The organism is Exiguobacterium sp. s21 (assembly GCF_018617975.1).
Classification (GTDB): Bacteria; Bacillota; Bacilli; order Exiguobacteriales; family Exiguobacteriaceae; genus Exiguobacterium; species Exiguobacterium mexicanum_A.
Window position 1 is genome coordinate 292,068 of sequence record NZ_JACSLF010000001.1, and the last position, 15,295, is coordinate 307,362.

Below are 15,295 nucleotides of genomic sequence, written 5' to 3' on the forward strand. Positions count from 1 at the left end.
TCTCCTTCATCTCATTTAATCGACTTGAACTTTTTCTGTGTGTCCGTTCATCAACGTGTAGCGTAACACGTTTCCTTCCTCGCCTTCAATCCAATCCGCCGATTGGACACGATCTTCAGGCGTCTTCCCTATGTGCAATACGGTCACGTACTCGCCTGCTTGCATCACTTTACGTGTGATTATCTGTTTACGTTCAAACCACGTATAATCGGCATACGAAACATGACTAGTTCCAATCTCCAGTGTCCCTGATATCGATGTAGGCAATTGAATCATGTGGAGAGTCCGTCCATCAGTGTGGGTCGCCACAACCTCGTCATTTGTTTGTTTGACTATCGCAAAATCCGGTGCCAAATGAAATCGCTGTAAAAATGGATTTTTCTTGTTTGATGTCAATTTGTCCCGGACAATGAAAGTCTGCCGCGTGTCGTACCAAACAGATCGTATATGAGTCGTCCCTGTCATTAATTGATGTTGGCCAGACGCGTAATATTGACCGTTTGAAAGTCGCTTCGCTTCGGTGATATTACTCATACCTATTTTATCGGCGGTAATTGGAAAGTCCTCGCCTTCAATCTGAATCGAATTATGCGCGTCTCCTTTGAAAACACTATAGCGTTCAAGTGCTCTTGCATAACCATATCGGCCTGTTTCGACAATATAATCCGCCCCAAAACCGTATAAATCGATACTCAAATCGTCAAAGTGTTTATGGGGCATCCCATGAAATCCGGCGGTCATGCCGAAGTTAATGGATTGATTGAATGGAGCCTCCTCACCCCAATGTTGTCGGAAGAAGACATACTGTTCGTCTTGTTGGACAATATGTGCTTTCGGCCTGTCCCCCTGTTCTCCATTCGTCACGCTGTACAGTAACTCTGGATAGTTTTGAATGTACGGAAATGAATCAGTTGCCAAGACGTCTCCGGACGTATCCCCAAATTGAACGAATGTTGAGTTTGGTTTGATCATGAACGCCATATGTTCAGGCATCGAACGGGCACGACGCTTCGCTTCGGCATCGAGCGTATATCCATTCGCTTCCGCCCAGTCAATCATCCCAATCAACGTTTGATAGAGGAATAGTTGATACGTCGGTGAATGTTCCAAATGTAGACCAGTCGAACTGACACCTTGATTCACTTGCGTCGTAAAGCGCTCATTGGCAATCCGCTTCCATTCAGCAGCACGTTCCAACTCTGGGAATGACTCCGCAATCATCAACAGCGCCATGTCTTGAAAAATACCATGATTGTGCTTCGCTTTATAGAATTCCTCATCAGCCAATAAGTCTGCGTGCTCGTATAGCATCCGCATCAATTGCGAGTGAAATTCGGCGTTCTCAGTGTCCATTAAAAAGCGCGATTCATTCCAATAGTTAACGAACGAGATTGTGCGCAAGGCAGTGCCGTGTTGATCAAAAGCCCACTTATAAGCCGATTCACGGTCAGCGATTGGAAATTTTGAATCCCAACTTCGAATCATATCTCGGCCGTAGTGCAAATAGTCCTGATTCGAATTTTGTATATACGCGTTCGTCAATGTATCAAGCAAATAAAATCCATGGACTTGAAACGGAAAAGAGTTCGATGTCGAAGCAGGGATTTGTTTCACCCAATCGAAAGTACCCACATCGTTCACCGTCAACTGATGCGGCGGAGCCGGCACCGTCCACGCTCCGGTGATTGCCTCATCCGCTCGTGAGACCGCATTAGACAGCTCATATGAATGATTAAAGTAAGGCGTGTTTTTTTCACCTTGTTTCGCGTAGTAATACAAGATGAACGGGGCAAGCAGGCTATCGTTCATCTCATCCGGCGTGATGTTTTGCAATACCACTTTACTATCCGATTGTTCAATATAGAGGGTGGAATCCCCAGAATCGACTTCGAAATACCGTCCATTAATGCGTTGAGGACGAAACGTATCGTTTTTATTAACCCTATCCGTTTTTACCATTTTCCCATCTTTTAAAACATATGCCTGTGTGTTTTTTGTCACTTCAATGTACACAGGAAGCCCATTTTCAGTGCGCGATTTATCTTGATTGACCCATCCCAAATTTTCTAGACGGACGATAACAAGTATGCAACTGACAATGAGGATGCCTAGTATGAAGCGAATACTACGTGATATTTTCATTTTCTTTAAATCCTTTCAAGCTTCAAGTTTTCTGACCAACGGCCGCGTGATTTCCCCATGCAAAGTGAATATAAAAAAGCCCCTCACTATGAAAAGGGGCTTCTTCGGCACTAAAGCATTACGGTGTTTTTGTATCGACTACGCGTCCTTCAACTTTCGGTGTCACTTCGCCGATGCTGACGAGGTGATCCCGGAAGTTTTCCCAATCCGAAAGACCAAGGTCAGTCACACGTCCCTCAGCATATGCTTTTTCGAGTGTCTTGAACTCGTCTCCACCTTTTGCTGTGAACGCGTTCGTTGCCACTGTATACGTCTTAGCAGCATCTAGTTCGACAAACGTACCGGCTTCGTTAATTTCCACTTTCGTGACACGTGCACCAGTCGGGAGCGAGCTATCATACTCAAAACGCATTCCAGCGACAGAGAGGAAAGCACCTAGTTCATTTGGTGCGTTCGATACCGATCGTTCGAGCACTTCCTTGAGTTCTTCCCCTGACAACGTTACCGTCGCCAACGTATTACCAAACGGCAATGTCGTGATGACTTCACCTACTGTGATCGCGCCCGCATCGATTGGCGCGCGAATCCCGCCGCCGTTCGTGAAGGCGACCGATACCTCTGGGTTGAGTTCTTTCGCCTTAGCTAACATACCGTCCGCAATCAAGTTACCGATTCCAGTCTCTTGTTTACGCACGAGACGGACATTGTTCTCGTCGTGAGTAGCCAATGGCTCCGTTGCGTTCGCACCGATCTCTTGTGTCATAATCGCGTCGATTTGTGCTTTATATGGGGCGATGATTTTCTTCGCTCCAGCATCTTCTGCAATCGCGCCTTCCAAGTTCACCAACTGTCCGAACGGCTTGACGACGGTAGCGACTCCATTGATTTCTTCATGAACGACGACGAGTTTTCCTTTTTTATCAAACTCGACTTCAAGTGTCCCTAAACGTTTTCCGTATTCTGATGCTTGCACGATGGCCGTCGGTTCCGTGTCTTCATTTACGATGACAGGCTGTTTCAACTCATCGTGTGAATGACCGCCGATGATGACGTCAAGACCCTCTACATGTTTAGCAAGCAATAAGTCGTTGTCTACTTTTGGATCATCGTTATAACCAAGGTGCGATAACGCGACAATCTTGTTGACACCTGCCGCTTCCAATTCTGCAACCGCAGCTTTGGCACTTTCGATATAGTTCAAGAATTGAACCGAACCTGGACTTGCGATTACAGCCGTGTCCATCGTCGTCAATCCGATAAATCCGATGTCCTCGCCTTTTACTTCCTTGACGTAAGTTTTATAAATTTTACCGCCTTTTGCATCTTCTGCAATTTGATCTCGGTAAAGATTTGACAACAAGTCATCTTTTGAAAAATCAACGTTTGACGAGACGATTGGCGTCTTCAGTACTTTCACGAAGTTATGAAGTTCGAGGTTCCCGTCCTCATCTCCGCCTAAATCAAACTCATGGTTACCGAGCGTCATCAAGTCATAGTCGGCATAGTTCATTAACTTAGCATCGACAAGTCCTTTGTACTCATTGAAGTAAAGCGTACCTGAGAAGACATCACCTGCATCGAGAAGCAATGCATCAGGATGAGTGGCACGATATTCCTTGATTACCGTCATCCGTTTCGGGAACGCTTCAACCCGTCCGTGTGTATCATTCGTATGCATAATGTTTACTTTGAACGTCTTCATCGGTTTCACGTTGACTTGCGCTTCGATCGTGATGGTCGTTTTATTTCGTGTGTATGTTCCCGTCACCGTTTGAACGCCTTCTTTTGACGTATCAACCTGACCCCAATTCACATTGACGAAATATGTACCCTTCGCAAATTTCGCTTTCAATCGAGTTGGTAGTTGTGCCGTTTCCCCTTGTTCGACATTCACCTTCACGACTCGATTCACAAAACGGATTGGATAGTTATCCACTGTCACTTCAATCGAAACTGGCTTTTTCGATTTCACGATGTATCCATTGATCACTTGCGGTTGATTAATTAACTTTGCATTGAATTTTGACTTGTACCAACGAACAGGTTGAGACTTGTATGTTTTTGGAAGGTTAAGTTTGCCTCCGTAAGCATATGTAGAACCAAATGAGATTGGTGCCACTGATGTTTGACCTTTTACGGCTTCAACTGTCACTTTAATGGATACACGTTTTTTTGAGTTGATTGTGTATCCATTAATAACCTGAGGTTTCCCTACTAATTTCTCGTTGAATTTCGATTTATACCAGTAAATTGTTTCCGACTTGTATGACTTTGGTAATATAAGCTTCCCCTGCTTTACTGTTGTAGAACCTAAAGAAATGACCGATGACTTTACTTGACTGGCCTCGACCGGAGCTGACATCGTTGGCGAAATTGTTGAAAACAAGAGTGTCGCGCTAAGCGAAGTGACCATCCATTTTTTCTTCATAAATCTACCTCCCCAAAAAATTTGCTTACATGATAAATATAGCATAAATAAAAAATAACTCTTTTATTATTTTTTTGATTTTTTATTTTTATTTTCTAAATATTTCTTTACTTTCGCAATTGTTTTCATTCCTCTCCACTCAAGTACATAACTGAAGGGGTTTGATCAAAAATGACCATTGAAAAAGATGACTCACTTTCCATCAAGAGTCATCTTACGTATACGTTTTATGATTTGTTTTGACTGTGTAGTCAGCAGATGTCGGAGTAAACGACATCACCGCTTTTTGATTACCGGACTACAAGTGAGTAACTCTCAGATAAGTAGAGCGGTGATTTCATTTTCACCACGACGACTTTTCCTTTTCGTTGTTTCGGGATTGAGATTGCGAACTGTCCGTTACCTTTAATTCGTACAACACGGCTAATTGGTTTATTGCCAACGAACGCTTGAACAGTTGCGTATTTTTTACCGCTCCCTCGAATGATTGACGAAGTGGAAGATACGGACTGGAAGCTCGGTTTATCGAATACGCCAAACACAGTTCGCGTAATAGGAATGGACGGATTGAACGCTTTGTCACGGGCAACAATCGTCACTTGCGAGCCTACTTTCAATTTTGATACGTTCATTCGGTAAGAGCCATTGTTCGCAGAGTGCGTATACATCTTCCCACGATAGAAGATTTGAATGGTGCTTCCACTCTCTGACTTCCCAGTAATGGCAGTACTCTTGTTCGTTAGCTTACCTAATGACGGCTTGACCGGTGGATTGATGTCTCGCAAAAGTTCAAAATCAGACAACGCGAAATCGGTTGCCATCCCCGTCACTCTGCCGTAACCATAAAGTACATCTTTGCCCGGTTCTCCTAAATCAACCGCGGTTGCTTTCAACCTTGCATATACCATGCCAGGCGATAGTTTCGGTTCTTTCGAGATGAGTAGTGCGGCTATTCCTGAAGTAATCGGTGTAGCCATGGACGTGCCTGACATAAATCCGTAGCGCCCGTTCGGTAAAGTTGAATAAATATCTTCACCCGGTGCAACGACATCGATATACGTGCCATAGTTCGTAAAGTCTGTAATTTGGTCGTCCACGGTTACAGCTCCTACAGCCAGGACGTCACTGTATGCAGCCGGATAGAAGCGTTCATCCGTATCATCGTTACCTGCTGCTCCCACAAATACCAACCCTTGACGTCTTGCGTCACGAATAGCTGATTCGAGAGCCGCATTTCGTTCATACGTACCAAAACTCATATTGACAACCCGGGCACCATTTAATACCGCATGGTGAATTCCTTTTAACACATCTGAGATCGAAGAGTCATCACCTTCAAACACATCAATCGGCATCAAACTCACGTTCGGGGCGACTCCGACGCTTCCTTGATCATCAAAGGTTGAACCGATTGTTCCAGCCACATGCGTCCCATGTACACCTTTATCCACAATTCGATAGACATCTCTCGTCGCATCGTAAGGCGAAATGATTCTGCCCCTAAACTCTGGGTGATTCACATCGATTCCGTCATCGATGATCGCGACAGTCACACCTTCTCCACGATGATTCGACCAAACTGGTGAGATGTTTAGAGAACCGATGTAAGGTTGATAACGACTCACTACCCCTTCACGCTTGATGACACCGTCTTCCGAAACGTCTAACACTTCATCCAACTGTTCTACATTCGTTTTCGTAGAGATAGAAGGGGCAGGAATTGATACGATGACACGATCAATTCCTTCATAGAGAATTTCTTCACCCGCGAGAGGCTCTCCTATTTCTCGTTCAACAATCAACGTATCTTCAGCCGATGCATACGTATTCCAACCCCAAAACACACATAAGAGAATCATTATTTTTTTCACTCTCGTTACCTCCTATCTCCACAACAGAACGTTATATCGTTTATTATATTTCTTTTCAATAAATAGTATATGATTTAAATCAATACTTTTACCTTTTTTTAAAATGTTTCAACAAATAAAAAACTCCAAATTTAAATTACCTTTTAAAATTAGATTCGAGATCTAACTTTATTAGATAATCGCCATTTGGAGATGATATTATAGTTCGTTGATCATTGTCGCTTGTCCACCTTGCCAGAGCCACGTGTCATTTTCTTTCACATAGACGTGCAACACCCAAAACCGGCCTTCATAGGCGTTCGTACCAAGAATGAAGCGTTCTTCCAGCAATAGTTGGATGAGGGCGATCTCGCCTGAAACCGTCTCGTCAAACGTGACGGTCTCCTGCGTGATCCACTGGACCGACGCCGGGTCGACGAACTGATCTAAAAATGTCTCTTTATCAAACTGACGTCCGCTCGAGTCGACGTAACGAAACTCGTCGTGCATGATGCTGCGCATCGCGTCCAGGTCGCCCTTGACTTGAAGTGCGGCCCGTTCGTCAGAAAGTTGTTTTAAGTTGATTGTTTCCATTGATGTACCTACCTTTCGCGTCCATCATAACATACTCGTATGCTCGAGTCGTCTCACTCGTAAGGGTCGTCTCAATTGTTCGATTGTACGTAACCACATCGGTAGTATTCTTTTTCTTATCCTCTATCCCCTGTATACTTAGCAATATACAGTTTATTCCATTACGAAAGGATTAAGCATATGCATTTCATCGACCCGGTCATCTGGCAACTCGTCATCATCCCTATACTCACCATCGGGACCGGTGTCCTCGTCGCGTTACGATTCGAAAAGGCTTATATCGCCCCGCTCATCACGTTGGTGCTCAATCTCGCAATTGAAATGACGATGGGTCTCGTGTACTACGGGACGCTCACTTCTCCATCGTCTTGGAATTGTCTTTTTCCGATTCCCTCGTTTCTCATCGCCTATACGTTGCTCAGTAAACGGAAGACCGAGCGCCAGATAGAAAAACATTCCTGAGCCTTAATCATTCTGACAATTTCGATATTGACATTCTGACTTCAGCCCGTTAAAGTAACGATAACGTTCATACGAACTCGCGATGAGAAAGAAGAGTAGCGTGAAGATACGTCTCCAGAAAGCCGGTGGTCGATGCGAACCGGTGACGTGTCTCACGTGAATGGGCTTTTGAGCGTTCAGACCGATACGTAGGCTCTGACGGGTCCTCCCGTTACCGAGGATAGCGAATGATGGTTCGCGATGAGTGGGGAGGTGCGAAGTCTCTCAACGAAGGTGGCAACACGGGGAAATCTCCTCGTCCTTCATGTCCGATCGGGCATGAAGGACGAGGAGATTTTTTGTTTGATCGCTTGGAGGTGTTCGGGTGATGTTCCGCGGATATAGGCACCACGGTCATCATAAACAAATAGTATATGTCCTGCTTCCTGATGAATGAACTGAACGGCAGGATACGACATGGCCCAGCCACGCAGTCGTGGTCTCAATGGTTGAAAGTCTTGGTGACAAATCGCCTCCAACAGACGAGACATCCGGATCTGGTCTCGATCGGCAATCGGCACGATATACGTCCAGAGCGTCTCTTCCTCTTCTTCGGAACGAATCAACGCCGTCTGAAAGCGGAGCGATTTGTCGCGAATCAATCGAAACATACCGGTGTTGCCCGGGTGATCACCATAAACATGATACACGAGCGTGAAGCCCTCACCGTCCGGAAACAAGGTGTCGAACAACCCCTTCGCTTTTCGTATCACGGCATCGAAATACGCTTGATTCAACTCATCCGATCGATCGAGAAACGGACTTAATTCTTCTTCTAGCTCGATGTGTTCAGTGAGCGCACCTCCTGAGAATTGATTCGGTTTTAAGATGTGCATCATAGTTTCCCCTTTTCTTTCAAATTATAAGGAGGTTATCGATATGAAACAACTCATCATCAACGGCGACGAACTGACACCTGTGGCAATCTTCCACCGCTTAGAAGGTAAACGGAAAGTGTTGCTCGAGAGTCGCGCCGAAGGCAAGCACGGCCGCTACTCGATCATCGCTTCGAACCCAGTCGAGACGATTCGCGCCGAAGGCAACGAAGTGACCGACGCATCCGGCACGATGCACACGGAAGATCCGCTCGCCTTGTTATCGGAACTGGTTGCGCGGGACACACCGGACGCCCCCTATCCGTTCATCGGCGGTGCCGTCGGCTATATCGGCTATGACATGCAGCGCGTCTATGAACCGATCCCGAATACCCCGAGCGAGACGCGTGGTTTGCCGGACGCCTTGTTCCAACGATATGAGACGGTCGTTCTCTATGATCACGTCGAGGAGCAGGTCATCGTAATCGACACCGGGGATGATGCCGCTGAGAAGCGACTCCACCACGTCAAACTGGCACTCGAGACGGCGAAGACACACGAACTTGCCCCCGTCGTCCGCACGAGTGAACGGGTGTTGACTGGCAAGGATGAATTTGTCGAACGCGTCCTAAAAGCGAAAGAAGCCATCCTCGCCGGTGAGGTGTTCCAACTCGTCTTATCCCAACGAATCGATGCGACGTTCACCGGCGACCCGTTCCACTTTTACCGGACGCTCCGGAAACAGAACCCGAGTCCGTACTTGTTCTATATCGACCTAGGCGAGGCGATCGTCCTCGGGGCGTCCCCGGAGAGTCTCGTTCGCGTCGAGGGCAATCGTGTCTCGACGAACCCGATCGCCGGCACCCGCCCCCGTGGCAAGACAATCGAAGAAGACGTGCGTCACGCTGCTGATCTGATTCAAGACGAGAAAGAACTCGCCGAGCACCGGATGCTCCTCGACCTCGGTCGCAACGACATCGGCCGGGTCGCCAAAGTCGGCTCGGTCACGATTCCGAAACAGATGGAAATCGAGCACTTCAAAAACGTCATGCATCTCGTCTCCGAGGTCGAAGGTGAACTGCGCGACGACTTGAATCCGATTGACGCGCTGCGGGCCTGTCTCCCGGCCGGTACCGTCTCGGGCGCCCCAAAAATTCGAGCGATGCAGCTGATTGACGAATTGGAAACGGTGAAGCGCGAAGTATATGCCGGGGCCGTCGGCTATCTCGACGTCCGGGGCGGCTATGATTTCGCCCTCGCCATTCGGACGATGGTCGTTCAAGGTGACACGGCCTATGTCCAAGCCGGTGCCGGCATCGTCTACGACTCGGACCCGGTGTCAGAATATGAAGAGACGTTGCATAAAGCCAAATCACTCTTGGAGGTGTTCGCATGATTCTACTCATCGATAACTACGACTCGTTCACGTATAACGTGTATCAAGATGTCGCCCGGTTCAGCGACGTCTTGGTCGTCCGCAATGACGAACTGACAATCGATGCGATTCGCGACCTCAATCCGGCTGGAATTATCATCTCTCCGGGTCCAGGTGGCCCGCTGGATGCCGGTGTCTCGCTCGATGTCGTCCGCACCTTGTCCGGCACCATCCCCATCCTTGGCGTCTGTCTCGGACATCAAGTCATCGCCGAGGCGTTCGGTGGCACGGTCGGTCGGGCCGAACAAGTCATGCATGGGAAGACGTCCGTGATCGAGACGACCCCGGGCGTCTTGTTCGACGGGAGTCCGAGTGAGGTCATGCGCTACCATTCGCTCGTCGTCTTGGAGACGGACCTCGTCGTGACCGCTCGTACGTATGACGAGGTCATCATGGCGCTCGAACATCCCGAGCACCCGACATATGGTGTCCAGTTCCATCCCGAATCGATTGGAACGCCAAACGGACGTGACGTGTTCAAGCGCTTCGTCGACTTGTGCCATGCAAAAAGACCGAGGAACGCGTCCTCGGTCTGAGCGTCAGGCCTTCAAGAAATCTTCCATTTGGAAGTAATGTTTGTCGAGCATGATTTGGTCCGGCGTCACGCCATTTTGACGCAATTTGGCAATCGTCTCATGCAAGAAGTCATCGCTGCCGACAAGGTAAAACAGTCCGTCTTTGTCTGCGGCGAGCGTCTCGACCAGCTGGTAATAGTCCGGACGATTGTCGACGAACTCGGCCGTGAATCCATTCGTTGACGCGAACACATCGTTAAACAAATATTCTTTCGACGAGTCGACGTTCAACGAGTGGAGGTGCGGCACACCTTCCCCGTTCGCCAAATACGCGAGTACGAGCGGGCGGAACGTCGCAATGCCGACCCCGCACGATAACAGATAGACGTTCTTCCCTTCCCGCTTCAATGGCACGTTCGAATGCGTCTTGAAGATGGCGACCTTGTCCCCGATGTTCATGTCACGCAAGATTGATTTGAACGTCGAACATTCCGGTTTGACCCGGGTCGTGATGCCGATCGCACCTTCATGCGGCAACGTCGAGATCGACATATGACGAATCAACGTCCGGTTCGGTCTATCTTCTTGATTGAAGCCCTCGAGCGCGAAGTGCGTGTGCGCGCCTTCTTCCCATGTGAAGCCAGCCGGTAGCTCAAGCTTGAACGTGTAAGTGTCTTTTGCTTCCTCTACGACTTGTTGAATCGGTGTCCAGTAAATCAGCATCGAATCCCGTCCTTTCTTTAATAGACTGCGATCGGTCCATACGGCCCTTGAATGATCTCCAGTTTCGTCTCAAAAATGTCAGATAGGATGTCTGCGTCCATAATCTCTTCGACCGTACCAAAGGCGGCGATGTTCCCGTCTTTCATCGCACAGATGCGGTCCGAATATTTCGCCGCGAAGTTGATGTCATGGAGCACCGTGACAATCGTCCGTCCAAACTCGTCGGCGACGTGCCGCAAGTATTCCATCATCTGGACCGAGCGAGCGATATCGAGGTTGTTGAGCGGCTCGTCGAGGAGCACGTAATCCGTTTCCTGACAGAGCACCATCGCGACGTACGCCCGTTGGCGCTGCCCGCCCGACAGTTCATCGAGATAGCGATGCTCGAGCGACGTCAGATCGAGGAAGTCGATATATTTCGAGATGATCCGTTCGTCCTCTTGCGTCAACCGCCCCTTCGAGTATGGGAAACGTCCGAATCCCGCGAGCTGACGGACGGTGAGACGCGTCACGAAATGATTCTCTTGCCGTAAAATCGTGACGATTTTCGCCAAGTCTTTCGATTTCGTGCTTGACACGTCCATGCCGGCGACTTGGATTTGACCCGCGTCTAAATCGAGCAAACGGCCGATCATCATGAGCGTCGTCGATTTCCCAGCCCCGTTCGGTCCGATCAACGACGTGAACCCAGCCTTCGGGATGTCGAGATTGATTGGTCCGATTTGGACATTATCCGAATACGATTTTTGTACTTGTTCTAATTGAATCATAGCGACCTCTTTCGTGAACTAAACTGAATCATAGTGACCTCTTCCGTGAACTACTTACCACTTGTTTGCTTCGCAACTTGAGTGGGAGCTTCTTGGGAAGACCGTGCTTTTGTTAGCCACGGTTGTTGACCAAGCTCGTCGGACAGTCCCTGCCCTGATTTTTTTCAGTCAGCGAGATGCAACAGGTTGAGACTCGCGTTGACGTCACGGTCGTGGTGCGCGAAGCACGCGGCGCATGTCCACTCGCGGATGTCTAGCTCCTTCTTGCCGCCGTTCTCGCCGCAGGCCGAACAGACTTGAGTCGAGGCAAACCATTGGTCGACAAGGATCAACGTGCGTCCATAGAACCTGCATTTGTAGGCGAGCTGGCGGGCGAACTCGCCCCACGCGGCGTCCCCGATTGATTTTGACAGGCGACAATCCTTCATCATCTCCATCGGTTTCAGCGTCTCGATCACGACGACTTGGTTCTCGTCGACGATGCGTCGCGACAGCTTGTGGAGGAAGTCGTTGCGCCGATTGGCAACCTTCTCGTGTTTCTTCGCGAGGAGGAGCCGGGCCTTCTCGCGGTTCCTGCTGCCTGACTTCTTGCGGGAGAGCGCACGCTGCGCCCGTTTGAGCCGCGTCTCGGCCTCGCGCAGGTTGCGCGGGTTCGGGACCTTCTCCGTGACAAGCTCGTCGTTCGTCATGACTGCGAAGTGTCCGAGGCCGAGGTCGATCCCGATTTTGTGCTCGGCCGGGACCCATGGCTCGTCGTCCTGCTCGACGAGGAGCGACACGAAGAACTTGCCCGTTTTCGTCATCGACACGGTCGCCGACCGGATTTCTCCTTGGAAGCCTCGGTGCTGTGTGAAGCGGACGAACCCGACCTTCGGCAGACGGACTTTTCCCGCCTCGATGCGGATCGTGCCGTGCTGGTTGTTCGTCGTGTAGGAGGCACGCGCCTTCCGTCTCGACTTGAACACCGGGAAACCGGCCGTCCCGGCGAAGAAGCTCGCGAACGCCGCGTCGAGGTGCAGCTTCGCGTTGGCGAGCGCGAGGCTGTCCGCCTCACACAGGAACGGGAATAACGGTTTGTAGGAGGCCGGTGTCGGCGGTTTTCGCTTCGGTCCGTCTCCGAGCTTCGCCTCCTCGTAGATGGTGATGCGGTCCTCGAGCAGTTTGTTGTAGACGAACCGGGCGCAGCCGATCGTTCGGATCAGGAATTCGGCTTGCGCAGCCGTCGGATGGAGCCGGTATTTGTAGCCCTTCAGCACGTCTATCCCTCCCCTCGGCAGAAAATCGTGATGTGCGTCTTCCTCATTTCATACCCGCGGAGGAGGAGAGGAAATCTGACAGAAATACGAACTTTCGTTCGTTATATCTGTCACAGGTTGGCTGAAGGATTCAAGGCTAATCGATTCATCTCCTACCTACGCTAGACTGCGCCTTGGACGCTTAGAGGAGAGAGAATTCTCGTTTGATTTTGTTATAATCAGTGCTAAGAAAACCATGCCGCCGAACAGTTCAATGATGACGGACACGACACTCGGTGTATTGAGAATGTGATACATAAAGAAATACGCGCTCGTCAGAACGAAGAAGCCAAGCGCGAACGCCATCGGAAACACGTATTTATGATCGTATGTCGCCGCGACTTGATAGCTGAGCGTCGCCACCAAGAATCCAAAGAACGTCAACGGTCCAATCAGCGCCGTCGATACCGACATGAGAAGCGAGATTAAGACGAGCGTAAAGATGACGCTCCGGCGATGGTTCACCCCGAACGATGTCGCCACGTCTTTCCCGAGTGCGACGACGTTCAAGCGATTGGAGAAGCTATACAACAAGATTCCGACGACAATCACGATCGGGATAACAATCGGGAAGTAGGCGGCATCGGCATGCATGACCGAACCGAACAGACGGGCCTGCAGGACGTCGAACTCGGATGGCGCGAGCATGCGTCGCATGAACGAGGACACCGAATTCAATCCCGTCCCGATGATAATCCCGACGAGAAGCATCAGTTGCAGGTTGCCGTATTTCCCGGACAAGAGCCAGCCGTACAAGAGCAGACTCATGAGCACCATGAGGCCAACCTGGGTCAAAAAGGCACCCGTCCCCGAAAAACCGATTAGCGCACCCGCCCCGAAGAAGAAGATCATACTCGTCTGAATCGTCGAGTAGAGTGCGTCGAACCCGAGTAACGATGGTGTGATGATGCGGTTGTTCGTCACCGAATGAAACGCGACCGTCGCCAGGCTTTGACAGAGCGCGGCGATTGCCATCGTGATGACGGCGACAACCCGACGCTCGACGACCGGGACGAACGACGGTGAGTCGAACGGGACCGGATTGTTGTAGACGAGTAACCCGAACGCACAGAGCAGTCCCCCGACGATAAAGAAGGCAAGGAACAACCAATAGCGGCGCTGTTCTCGTCTCGAACGGAACGCCGTCGCACACCGATCGTCTGTATGCACGGACCGACCATCAACATCGTATGCTTCCCGATGCTTCGTCTTATTTTCAAGAAGTGTGCTCATCGTACCCCTCCCATCTTCCGTTGTCTCAAGAGAATTACGATAAATACGATTGACCCGACCGTGCCGAGAATGAGCGATACCGGCAATTCGAACGGCATGATAATCGTCCGCGAAATCAAATCGCTGACGAGGACCGTTCCCATCCCGATGACGCATACCCACGGCAAGTTGCTGCGGAGGTCATCCCCGCGAAACATCGAGACGATGTTCGGGACGATCAGCCCGAGAAACGGCAGATTGCCGATGACCGTCGCCACGACCCCGACCGCGAGCGCGATCAATCCCGTCGCAATCAAAATCAAACGGCTGTAGTTGACGCCGAGGCTCGTCGCGATGTCTTCTCCGAGTCCAGCGAGCGTCAAGCGGTTCGCGAGGATGAAGATGAAGAACGTGACGAGGATGATGAGCCACAGATATTCATACCGTCCGACCTGAACTGATGCGAACGACCCGACGAACCAACCTTCGATCGTCTGGCTCGCTTGAAAGAATAGACCGAGAAACGTCGATACGGCCGAGACGACCGCCCCGAGCATGAGTCCGATAATCGGGACAATCAACGACGAGCGGAGTTTGACCGAGCGCAGAAACCAGAAGAAGACCATCGTTCCGATGAATGAAAAGACGATTGCCCCCGTCATCCGCATCATGAGCGTCGGAGCCGGGACGAGCAGATACACAGCGAGCAGGCCGAGCCCCGCCCATTCGAGTGTACCTGTCGTCGTCGGTTCGACGAGACGGTTCTGTGTGATCAGTTGCATGACGAGCCCCGACATCGCCATGGCGGCACCGGTCAACATGATGGCGACCGTGCGCGGAACGCGGGTGATCCAAAACATGTCCGACCCGCCTTCTTGACGAATGTCATAGACGCCGGTCACGAGCGAAAGGCCCGCCAATATGAACACCACGAGCATTGCTACGATAAAGGACTTCGTCCAAATGTTAGAAAAGGAGGGCTGAGACAATGTCTCAACCCTTGCTGTCATTGGTT

At 50.0% G+C, this 15,295-nt stretch carries 13 protein-coding genes and 1 other annotated feature; of the genes, 3 read left to right on the forward strand and 10 right to left on the reverse strand.

Annotated elements, in window-relative coordinates; all coding sequences use genetic code 11:
• Positions 1 to 15: 15 nt before the first annotated feature.
• The 4 genes from KNP06_RS01495 to KNP06_RS01510 all read right to left on the reverse strand — a co-directional run bounded on the left by KNP06_RS01495 (position 16) and on the right by KNP06_RS01510 (position 7,014).
• A complete protein-coding gene (locus tag KNP06_RS01495; protein WP_214710890.1) occupies positions 16 to 1,833 on the reverse strand; it encodes a heparinase II/III domain-containing protein in 1,818 nt (605 codons plus the stop codon).
• 427 nt (positions 1,834 to 2,260) lie between these two features.
• Positions 2,261 to 4,036 carry a 5'-nucleotidase C-terminal domain-containing protein gene (locus tag KNP06_RS01500; RefSeq protein ID WP_214710889.1) on the reverse strand — a complete coding sequence of 592 codons (1,776 nt, stop codon included), beginning with the start codon at positions 4,034 to 4,036 and terminating at the stop codon, positions 2,261 to 2,263.
• An 824-nt stretch (positions 4,037 to 4,860) separates the two neighbouring features.
• The gene (locus tag KNP06_RS01505) at positions 4,861 to 6,441 is read right to left on the reverse strand and encodes a S8 family peptidase (RefSeq protein WP_214710888.1); all 1,581 of its coding nucleotides are present in this window, start codon (positions 6,439 to 6,441) and stop codon (positions 4,861 to 4,863) included.
• Between the two features lie 198 nt (positions 6,442 to 6,639).
• Positions 6,640 to 7,014, reverse strand: a complete 375-nt coding sequence (locus KNP06_RS01510; RefSeq protein WP_214710887.1) for a nuclear transport factor 2 family protein — start codon at positions 7,012 to 7,014, stop codon at positions 6,640 to 6,642.
• Positions 7,015 to 7,194: 180 nt separating this feature from the next.
• Between KNP06_RS01510 and KNP06_RS01515 the strand changes: the two genes are divergently transcribed.
• Positions 7,195 to 7,476: a hypothetical protein gene (locus tag KNP06_RS01515; RefSeq protein ID WP_214710886.1), complete on the forward strand. Its 282-nt coding sequence runs from the start codon at positions 7,195 to 7,197 to the stop codon at positions 7,474 to 7,476.
• 73 nt (positions 7,477 to 7,549) lie between these two features.
• Positions 7,550 to 7,782 (forward strand) — a binding site (T-box leader).
• On the opposite strand, the gene KNP06_RS01520 is transcribed toward KNP06_RS01515, so the two are convergent.
• On the reverse strand, positions 7,779 to 8,351 hold the full coding sequence (locus tag KNP06_RS01520) for a DUF3885 domain-containing protein (protein WP_214710885.1): 573 nt from the start codon (positions 8,349 to 8,351) through the stop codon (positions 7,779 to 7,781). (Overlaps the previous feature by 4 nt.)
• Positions 8,352 to 8,394: 43 nt before the next feature.
• Between KNP06_RS01520 and trpE the strand changes: the two genes are divergently transcribed.
• Both trpE and KNP06_RS01530 read left to right on the forward strand, forming a co-directional pair.
• Positions 8,395 to 9,726, forward strand: coding sequence for an anthranilate synthase component I (gene trpE / locus KNP06_RS01525; protein ID WP_214710884.1), 1,332 nt, complete (start codon positions 8,395 to 8,397; stop codon positions 9,724 to 9,726).
• The gene (locus tag KNP06_RS01530; RefSeq protein WP_214710883.1) at positions 9,723 to 10,301 is read left to right on the forward strand and encodes an anthranilate synthase component II; all 579 of its coding nucleotides are present in this window, start codon (positions 9,723 to 9,725) and stop codon (positions 10,299 to 10,301) included. The genes trpE and KNP06_RS01530 overlap by 4 nt, the downstream gene beginning before the upstream one ends.
• Positions 10,302 to 10,304: 3 nt before the next feature.
• On the opposite strand, the gene KNP06_RS01535 is transcribed toward KNP06_RS01530, so the two are convergent.
• The 5 genes from KNP06_RS01535 to KNP06_RS01555 form a co-directional block, all read right to left on the reverse strand.
• Entirely contained in the window at positions 10,305 to 11,003 is a 699-nt protein-coding gene (locus KNP06_RS01535) for a dihydropteridine reductase (RefSeq protein WP_214710882.1), read from the reverse strand.
• A 17-nt stretch (positions 11,004 to 11,020) separates the two neighbouring features.
• On the reverse strand, positions 11,021 to 11,773 hold the full coding sequence (locus KNP06_RS01540) for an iron ABC transporter ATP-binding protein (RefSeq protein ID WP_214706800.1): 753 nt from the start codon (positions 11,771 to 11,773) through the stop codon (positions 11,021 to 11,023).
• Positions 11,774 to 11,937: 164 nt separating this feature from the next.
• Complete coding sequence (locus tag KNP06_RS01545) at positions 11,938 to 13,029, reverse strand: RNA-guided endonuclease TnpB family protein (protein ID WP_214706798.1); 1,092 nt, start codon at positions 13,027 to 13,029, stop codon at positions 11,938 to 11,940.
• Between the two features lie 156 nt (positions 13,030 to 13,185).
• The gene (locus KNP06_RS01550; protein ID WP_214710881.1) at positions 13,186 to 14,301 is read right to left on the reverse strand and encodes an iron chelate uptake ABC transporter family permease subunit; all 1,116 of its coding nucleotides are present in this window, start codon (positions 14,299 to 14,301) and stop codon (positions 13,186 to 13,188) included.
• On the reverse strand, positions 14,298 to 15,290 hold the full coding sequence (locus KNP06_RS01555) for an ABC transporter permease (protein WP_251129644.1): 993 nt from the start codon (positions 15,288 to 15,290) through the stop codon (positions 14,298 to 14,300). Before KNP06_RS01555 ends, KNP06_RS01550 begins: the two co-directional genes overlap by 4 nt.
• Between the last annotated feature and the right edge of the window lie 5 nt (positions 15,291 to 15,295).